At 72.5% G+C, this 7,938-nt stretch carries 8 protein-coding genes; 3 read left to right on the top strand and 5 right to left on the bottom strand.

Annotated features, from left to right (window positions below; all coding sequences use genetic code 11):
* Positions 1–159 precede the first annotated feature (159 nt).
* The 3 genes from ACGFMP_RS06875 to ACGFMP_RS06865 form a co-directional block, all read right to left on the bottom strand.
* Positions 160–1,011, bottom strand: a complete 852-nt coding sequence (locus tag ACGFMP_RS06875) for a transglycosylase SLT domain-containing protein (RefSeq protein WP_393670770.1) — start codon at positions 1,009–1,011, stop codon at positions 160–162.
* Positions 1,012–1,333: 322 nt separating this feature from the next.
* Positions 1,334–1,882 carry a hypothetical protein gene (locus ACGFMP_RS06870; RefSeq protein ID WP_393670768.1) on the bottom strand — a complete coding sequence of 183 codons (549 nt, stop codon included), beginning with the start codon at positions 1,880–1,882 and terminating at the stop codon, positions 1,334–1,336.
* Positions 1,883–2,053: 171 nt separating this feature from the next.
* On the bottom strand, positions 2,054–3,502 hold the full coding sequence (locus ACGFMP_RS06865) for an MFS transporter (RefSeq protein WP_393670767.1): 1,449 nt from the start codon (positions 3,500–3,502) through the stop codon (positions 2,054–2,056).
* A 127-nt stretch (positions 3,503–3,629) separates the two neighbouring features.
* On the opposite strand from ACGFMP_RS06865, the gene ACGFMP_RS06860 reads away from it, so the two are divergent.
* Complete coding sequence (locus ACGFMP_RS06860) at positions 3,630–4,664, top strand: Lrp/AsnC family transcriptional regulator (protein ID WP_393670766.1); 1,035 nt, start codon at positions 3,630–3,632, stop codon at positions 4,662–4,664.
* On the opposite strand, the gene era is transcribed toward ACGFMP_RS06860, so the two are convergent.
* A complete protein-coding gene (era, locus tag ACGFMP_RS06855) occupies positions 4,661–5,614 on the bottom strand; it encodes a GTPase Era (protein WP_393670765.1) in 954 nt (317 codons plus the stop codon). The two genes, ACGFMP_RS06860 and era, sit on opposite strands and share 4 nt — an antisense overlap.
* 181 nt (positions 5,615–5,795) lie before the next feature.
* On the opposite strand from era, the gene ACGFMP_RS06850 reads away from it, so the two are divergent.
* Entirely contained in the window at positions 5,796–7,145 is a 1,350-nt protein-coding gene (locus ACGFMP_RS06850; protein ID WP_393670763.1) for an ammonium transporter, read from the top strand.
* Positions 7,142–7,480: a P-II family nitrogen regulator gene (locus ACGFMP_RS06845; protein WP_393670762.1), complete on the top strand. Its 339-nt coding sequence runs from the start codon at positions 7,142–7,144 to the stop codon at positions 7,478–7,480. The genes ACGFMP_RS06850 and ACGFMP_RS06845 overlap by 4 nt, the downstream gene beginning before the upstream one ends.
* A gap of 6 nt (positions 7,481–7,486) precedes the next feature.
* Here the strand turns inward: ACGFMP_RS06845 and ACGFMP_RS06840 are convergent, their stop codons facing one another.
* The gene (locus ACGFMP_RS06840; RefSeq protein WP_393670761.1) at positions 7,487–7,864 is read right to left on the bottom strand and encodes a cytidine deaminase; all 378 of its coding nucleotides are present in this window, start codon (positions 7,862–7,864) and stop codon (positions 7,487–7,489) included.
* Positions 7,865–7,938 lie beyond the last annotated feature (74 nt).

Genomic DNA, 7,938 nt, shown 5'->3' with positions numbered 1-7,938 from the left:
GGTTTGGTGGGGGGGGGGGGGGGGGGGGGGGGGGGGGCGCCCCCCCCGGCGCCCCGCCCCCGCCCCCGGGGGGGCGGGGGGGGGGGGGGGGGCCCGCCGGGGGGGGGGGGGCCGGCCCCCCCCCGCCGCCCTTTCGTTGTCACCCTCGGGTGAGGGCGATCAGTACGCCGAGTCGACGTTGTCCATCGTGCCGTACCGGTCGGCCGCGTAGTTGCACGCGGCGGTGATGTTGGCGACCGGGTCGTAGATGTTGTGGGACGTTCCGGACACGTGGTAGCGGTCGAAGGTCGGGTTGATCACCTGGAGCAGACCCTTCGAGGGAATGCCGTTGCGGGCGTTGATGTCCCACAGGTTGATGGCCTTCGGGTTACCACTGGACTCGCGGATGATGTTCCGGTGGATTCCCTCGTAGGTGCCGGGAATCCCCTTCTTGTGCATGATGTCGAGCGACTGCTTGATCCAGCCGTCCAGGTTGTTCGCGTACTTCTTGACGGTCGCCTTCTTCGGCGCGGCGGCCTTCTTCGCGACGACGGCCTTCTTCGGCGTGATGGAGTGCGCCTTCTTCGGCGTGACGGAGTGCGCCTTCTTCGGCGCGGCCACGGCCGCACGGTGGGTGGAGCGCTCGGCTGCGGGCTTCTGCTTCGTGCGCTGCGCGGCGTCGGCTGCGGCCTTCTTCTTGGCGGCCTGCTCGGCGGTCGCCTTCTTCGCGGCATCGGCCAGGTCGGTCTTCTTCTGGGCCTTCTGCTGCGTGGACTCGTGGATCACGTGCTGCGACGCCATACCGGTCTGCGCGCCGAGTTCCTTGGCGTGCGTACCGGTGGAGACGGAGAACCCGGTGGGGTCAGCCGCCGCGGTCGCCGAACCGGCTCCTGCGGTCGCTTCCAGCCCGGTGACCGTCAGCACGACCGCGGCTGCGGCGACGGCGCCGGCTGCGGTGACCTTGTGCTTCTTCGACATCTGGTTGAACTTCGCGAACGTCGGGAGCTTCTTCGGGATCGTGGGGAGCTGCATTAGGGATTTACCTCTTCCGTAGCGGGACCCCTGAATTGTTAGAGGTGGCGGAAGGCCGGGTCAAAGACCCCGTCTACGCAACGCATTCGTAGCGGTCGAATGGAAGGGCGATCCTCCCTGCGATACCGGGCCGGGTATTCACTAAGCGGCTTAGTATGTGACCCACGCCCTATCGAGGGGATCACAAGGGGGCGCCCTTTCATTCACGGCGGGTGAACGAAGGGGCGCTTTACGTGAGGAGAATATGTGACCCCGGTCACCGAAAACGGGGGGTCGAATCAGGACAGAAGCACGGAAGGACGGCTGAAACGGACCGCACCGGCTAGGCGGTGGCGGCCTCGCCGTCCGGGCCGGTCAGCGGAACGCCGAAACGGCGGACCGCGGCGCTGATCTCCTCCTTGGAGGTGTCCAGGGCCGCGGGGAAGACCACCAGCGGGGTGCCGTAGCGCTCGGTCCTGCGGCGGGCGACGCCCTCAGGGCTCGCCATGAAGAGTGCGGGGGCGAGGACCGGCAGCTCAGCCGGGCCCGCGGGGAGGAAGGCCAGGCCGGTGCCCTTGCCGACCTCGCGGACCTCCCGGATCTCGGTCCAGCGGACGGTGCGGCCGTCGAAGAGAGCGATCCCAGCCTCGTCGATCCGCAGCAGCGGGCCCAGCGAGCGCAGCCGCAGCTGGCGCACGACCATCAGCAGCACGGCTGCCAGTATCAGGCCCATCAGCGACATTCCGACGAGGGCGACGATGTGGTCGTGCCGTCCGGCCAGCCGCAGCACGCCCAGGCTGCTGCACACGATGCTCACCAGCTGCCACCTGATGGCACCGGGCCCGATCTCCAGCGGCCCGGAAACCGGGCCGCTCCCCCCGCGCTGCTTCATGTCCCGCCTTTCGCCGGCCTCAGCGTAGTGAAGCCGACAGCCGCACGTATATACGGGTCAGCACGCTGACCCGTATATACGTGCGGCTGTACATACGGCGGGCTCCACCAGCGGCGGGGCGGGGCGGGGCGCGGCCCGCCCCCGGTGTCACGGCCCCTCGGCAGAAGCGGGTCAGCGGGCGGCGGGCTTGCGCTCCGCTGCGGCCGGGGCGTCCGGGCCGTGCGCGGGAAGGGCGGGGGCCGCGGTCCGGGAGGGGCGGACCAAGGCGAAGACGGCGAGCGCGCCCGCGAGACCGGCGGCGGCCGCGTACCAGGAGATCCGGTCGAGGCCGGCGGCGTAGGCCGCGTGCTCGCTCCCGCCCAGGGAGGCGACCGTACGCAGCCGGTCGGTGAAGACCGCGCCGAGCAGCGCGACGCCGATGGTCATGCCGAGCTGGCGTGCGGTGTTGACGGCGCCGCCCGCCATGCCCGCCTGGTGCGGCGGGACCGCGTCATTGGCGGCGGAGGCCAGCACCGGCGTGGTGAGGCCGACGCCGGCGCCGATCACCGCCAGCCCGGTGAAGATCGCGGACTGGCCGGAGGAGGTGCGGACCGTCAGCGCCAGCAGGGCGCAGCCCAGGCCGATGACGAGCAGGCCGCCGGCGATGGGGACCCGCGCGGGGACGCGGTGCATGTGCCGCCCGGCGACCGCGGCGACGACGAAGGCGGTACCCGCCATCGGCATCAGGGCAAGGCCGCCGCGGATCGGGCTGAGGCCGAGCACGTCCTGCAGCCACAGCGAGAAGTAGACCAGGCCGCTGAAGGCCGCGGCCTGGTAGAGCAGGGCACCGCCGAGCAGGCCGCAGAAGCCGGGGCGGCGCAGCAGCGCGAGGTCGATCATGGGGTGGCCGGAGCGGGCCTCGACCGCGACGAAGGCGACCGCCGCCGCCACGGTCACCGCGAAGGCGGCCAGTGTCGGCGCGCCGGCCCAGCCGTCGTCGCCGCCGCGGATCAGGGCGTAGGTGAGGGCGGCCGCTGCCAGCGTGAAGGTGGCGGCGCCCGGCAGGTCCAGCCGGCCCTTCCCGCGCCTGCCGGCCGGCGGCAGGGCCCGCTGGGCGATCACGATCGCGACGGCGGCGACGGGCAAGTTGACCAGGAAGACGGCCTCCCAGCCGAAGCCCTGGGTGAGCAGGCCGCCGAGTATCGGCCCGGCCGCGGCCGCCGCGCCATTGACCGCGCCCCACACGCCGAAGGCGACCCCGCGGTCACGTCCCTGGTAGGTCAGGGCGACCAGCGCGGCCGAGGTGGCGAACATCGCCGCCCCGCCGACCCCCTGCACGGCCCGCGCCGCGATCAGCGCGCCCGCGTTCGGCGACAGCGCGGCGCCCAGCGAGGCCGCCGCGAAGACGCAGAGCCCGGCGACGTAGATCCGCCGGTGGCCGAGCAGATCGCCGAGCGAGCCCGCGACCAGCAGCAGCGCGGCCAGGGCGAGGGCGTAGCCGTCGATCACCCACTGCAGGGAGGAGAAGGGCGCGTCGAGGTCGGACGCCATCTTCGGCAGGGCGACATTCACGATCGTGACGTCGACGAGCAGGATGAAGGCGCCCAGGCAGATCGTCACGAGGGGCAGCCATTTGCGCATCGGGGGACTCCGTTCTCACTGTGGTGCGGCTGTGCGGGGTGGACGGCCCCAGATTGCGGGGCGCCGCTCACCCACCACAGCGGACGGGGCTCTGACGGCGGAATCCGACACCGCATAGCCTGTCCTGATGCAATCCGACACTCGGTGGGAGCCGCTGGGCGATCTCGACCTGCTCGATCGGCAGGTGGCGCAGGCGCTCCAGCTCGACGGCCGGGCCCCCTTCCGGCGGATCGGCGAGGTGCTCGGCGTGTCCGACCAGACGGTCGCCCGGCGCTACGCCCGGCTGCGGGCGTCCGCGGGCCTGCGGGTCCTCGGGCTGACCGACCCGCTGCGGGTCGGGCTCACCCCCTGGTTCGTCCGGGTCCGCTGCACCCCCGACGCCGCCGGGTCCATCGGCGAGGCGCTGGCCAGGCGTACCGACACCCGCTGGGTCAGCCTGCTGTCCGGCGGCACGGAGATCTGCTGCCTCACCTACGCCTCGGGTCCCGACACGGACGCCGACGCGCTGCTGCTGCAGAAGCTGCCCAGGACACCGCAGGTGGTGCAGGTCACAGCGCACGCGCTGCTGCACGTCTTCTTCGGCCACGACCTCAGCCCCTTCAGCAGGACCGGGCCGCTGGAGCCCGCGCGGGTACGGGCGCTGCGGCCGCCGCCCGTCGCGGCGGACGGTGATCCGGTGCCGCTCGGCGACGCCGACCGTCGGATGCTCACGGAGCTCGCCAGGGACGGGCGCGTCCCCGCGGCGGAATTGGCCGCGATCACCGGCTGGTCCGCGACGTCCGTGCGGCGCCGGATGGCAGAGCTGCGCACGGCCGGGGCGCTCTACTACGACCTCGACTTCGGGTCGGGGCTGCTCGCACCCGACATGCGGGCGGTGCTGCTGCTCGAGGTCGAGCCGGCCAGCCTCGCCGCGGCGGGCGCCGCACTGGCCGAGCACGAGGAGGTGGCCTTCGCGGCCGCGACCACGGGGACGGCGAACGTCTACGCGTCGCTGCTGTGCCGCGACGCGCGGGCGCTCTACCGCTATCTCAGCGGTCCTGTGGCGGCGATTCCCGGGGTCCGCAGGACGGAGACGGCGCCGATCCACCGCACCCTGAAGGGCCCGAGCCCCTACCCGGGCCCGGCCCGGGTGGGCGGTGCCCGCCGCGCGGGGAAGCTCTAGAAGCCCAGCTTCCTGAGCTGCCTCGGGTCGCGCTGCCAGTCCTTGGCCACCTTGACGTGGAGGTCGAGGAAGACCGGCGTGCCCAGCAGCGCCTCGATCTGGTGGCGGGACTTGACGCCGACCTCCTTGAGGCGGGCGCCCTTGGGCCCGATGATGATGCCCTTCTGCGAGGGCCGCTCGATGTAGAGGTTCGCGTGGATGTCCAGCAGCGGGCGGTCGGCGGGCCGGCCCTCCCGCGGCAGCATCTCCTCGACCACCACCGCGATCGAGTGCGGAAGCTCGTCGCGTACCCCTTCGAGCGCCGCCTCGCGGATCAGCTCGGCGACCATGATCTGCTCGGGCTCGTCGGTGAGGTCGCCCTCGGGGTAGAGGGCGGGGCCCTCCGGGAGCAGCGGGACGAGGAGGTCGGCGAGCAGGCCGACCTGCTCACCGGCGACCGCCGAGACCGGCACGATCTCCGCCCACTCGAAGCCGAGGTCGCGGCCGAGCTTGTCGACGGCCAGGAGCTGGTGGGCCAGGGCCTTGGAGTCGACGAGGTCGGTCTTGGTGACCACCGCGACCTTCGGGGTCTTGCGGATCCCGGCCAGCTCGCGCGCGATGAAGGTGTCACCAGGGCCGAGCTTCTGGTCGGCGGGCAGGCAGAAGCCGATCACGTCGACCTCGGACCAGGTGCTGCGCACCACGTCGTTGAGGCGTTCGCCGAGCAGGGTGCGGGGCTTGTGCAGGCCCGGGGTGTCGACCAGGACGAGCTGGGCCTCCGGGCGGTGCACGATGCCGCGCACGGTGTGCCGGGTCGTCTGTGGCCGGTTGGAGGTGATCGCCACCTTCTGGCCGACCAGAGCGTTCGTGAGGGTGGACTTGCCGGCGTTGGGTCGGCCGACGAAGCAGGCGAAGCCGGACCGGTGCACGGGGCCGGCGGCGGAGGGGGTACGAGCGCTCATGTGCCTCATTCTCCCCGACAACGGGGATGCGGGTGACGCCCGCGGCCGGTGCGTACCCGGGGCAGGCCCCGGGTACGCCCGGCGGGCGCCCACGTGAGGGTGTCGAAACGCCCGCGCAACACGAAACACCGCGGAAACACGACCGCCCACGTACGGTAACGCGCGCCCGTGACGCTTCCACTACCCGCCCGTGGAAGGGGACCCCCTCGTGCTGCTGCTGACCGCCGACCAGACGGCCGTGAACGCGGCCGACACCGCCTGGCTGCTGGCCGCCACCGCCCTGGTGCTGCTGATGACGCCGGGACTCGCGCTCTTCTACGGCGGCATGGTCCGCAGCAAGAGCGTCCTCAACATGCTCATGATGAGCTTCGTGTCGATCGCGCTGGTCACGATGGTCTGGCTGATCGCCGGCTACTCCCTCGCCTTCGGCCACGACGCCGGCGGGCTCGGCCTGATCGGCAACCTCCGCCAGGCCGGGATGCACGGCATCGGCCCCACCTCGATGCACGGGCACGTCCCCACCCTGCTCTTCGCGACCTTCCAGCTGACCTTCGCGGTGATCACCGCGGCCCTGATCAGCGGCGCGGTGGCGGACCGGGCCCGGTTCGGCGCGTGGGTGGTCTTCGTCGTGGTGTGGACGCTGGCCGTATACGTCCCCGTGGCGCACTGGGTCTTCGCCGACGGCGGCTGGATCGCGGCGAAACTGCACGCCCTGGACTACGCGGGCGGCACGGTCGTCGAGGTGTGCTCCGGCGCCTCAGGACTCGCGCTGGCGATCGTGCTCGGGCCCCGGCTGGGCTTCCGCAAGGACTCGATGCGGCCGCACAACCTGCCGCTGGTGCTGCTGGGCGCGGGGCTGCTGTGGTTCGGCTGGTTCGGCTTCAACGCCGGTTCCGCGCTGGGCGCCAACGGCATGGCGGGCGCCGCCTTCCTCAACACCCAGACCGCGGGCTGCGCGGGCCTGCTGGGCTGGCTGATCGTCGAGAAGCGCAGGGACGGGCACGCCACCACGCTGGGCGCCGCGTCCGGGTCGATCGCCGGCCTGGTCGCGATCACCCCGTCGTGCGGCAGCGTGGACGTGCCGGGCGCGGCCGTGGTGGGGCTCGCGGCGGGCGTGCTGTGCTCGTACGCGGTGAGCTGGAAATTCCGCTGGGGCGTGGACGATTCGCTGGACGTGGTCGGCGTGCACCTGATGGGCGGCATCGTCGGCACCCTGCTCATCGGGCTGCTCGCCACCGAGTCGATGACCGGCGGACCCGAGGGCCTGCTGTACGGCGGCGGGCTCGCGCAACTGGGCAGGCAGGCCGTCGCCGTCGCCGCGGTGGGGGCGTACGCCTTCGCCGTGACCTACGGGCTCGGCAAGGCGATCGACAAGGTGATGGGCTTCCGGGCGAGCGAGGAGCACGAAAGGACCGGCCTGGACCTCACGGTGCACGCGGAGACGGCCTACGATCACGGCGTACTCACGCACGGCATGTCCCACGGCGCCGCCGTGCACGCCGGCGCGCAGGCCGCCCACGACAGGAGCCCACTGGGATGAAGCTGGTCACCGCCGTCATCAAGCCGTACAAGCTGGACGACGTGAAGACGGCCCTGCAGGAGATGGGGGTGCAGGGCATGACGGTCACCGAGGCCAGCGGCTACGGCAGGCAGCGCGGCCACACCGAGGTCTACCGAGGTGCCGAATACCGCGTCGACCTGGTCCCCAAGGCCAGGATCGAGGTGCTGGTCGAGGACGCGGAAGCCGACGCGGTCATCGACGCGCTGGTCGCGGCGGCCCGTACCGGCAAGATCGGCGACGGCAAGGTGTGGTCGGTGCCGGTCGACACGGCGGTACGCGTCAGGACCGGTGAACGCGGCCCCGACGCCCTGTGAGCCGGCTCAGCCCGCGCTGACGACGCCGCGTACGGACCCGTCGGGGCCCGCCACGATCACCGGCACCGCGGCGCCGCCCAGGTCGCGGACCGCGGCCCGGTCGGCGTCGTCCGCCCCGGCCGCGGCGGTGACCACCACGGCCGCCTCGAGCGACGTCGCACCGCTGGCCACCGCCATCGCGACCGCGGTCTGCAACGCGCTCAGCCGCAGCGACTCCAGTGCGACCGTGCCCGCCACGTACGTCCTGCCGGTCTCGTCGCGCACGGCCGCCCCCTCGGGCACCCCGTTGCGCGCCCGTGCGGACCTGGCCAGCGTGACGAGCTTGCGGTCTTCCGGGTCCGGCAGGTCGGTGGCCGGCTGCTGATCACTCATACGCGCGATCATAGGGCGTTCCGCCGGGCATGGCTCTCCGTGTCCGAACATGCGCGCTCGGCGACCGGAGCCTAGCCTGACTGAGC

This window comes from Streptomyces sp. NPDC049040, assembly GCF_043197715.1.
In the GTDB taxonomy this organism is placed as follows: Bacteria; Actinomycetota; Actinomycetes; order Streptomycetales; family Streptomycetaceae; genus Actinacidiphila.
Note: the sequence above shows the minus strand (reverse complement) of the source record. Positions and strands in the feature narration are given on the sequence as shown.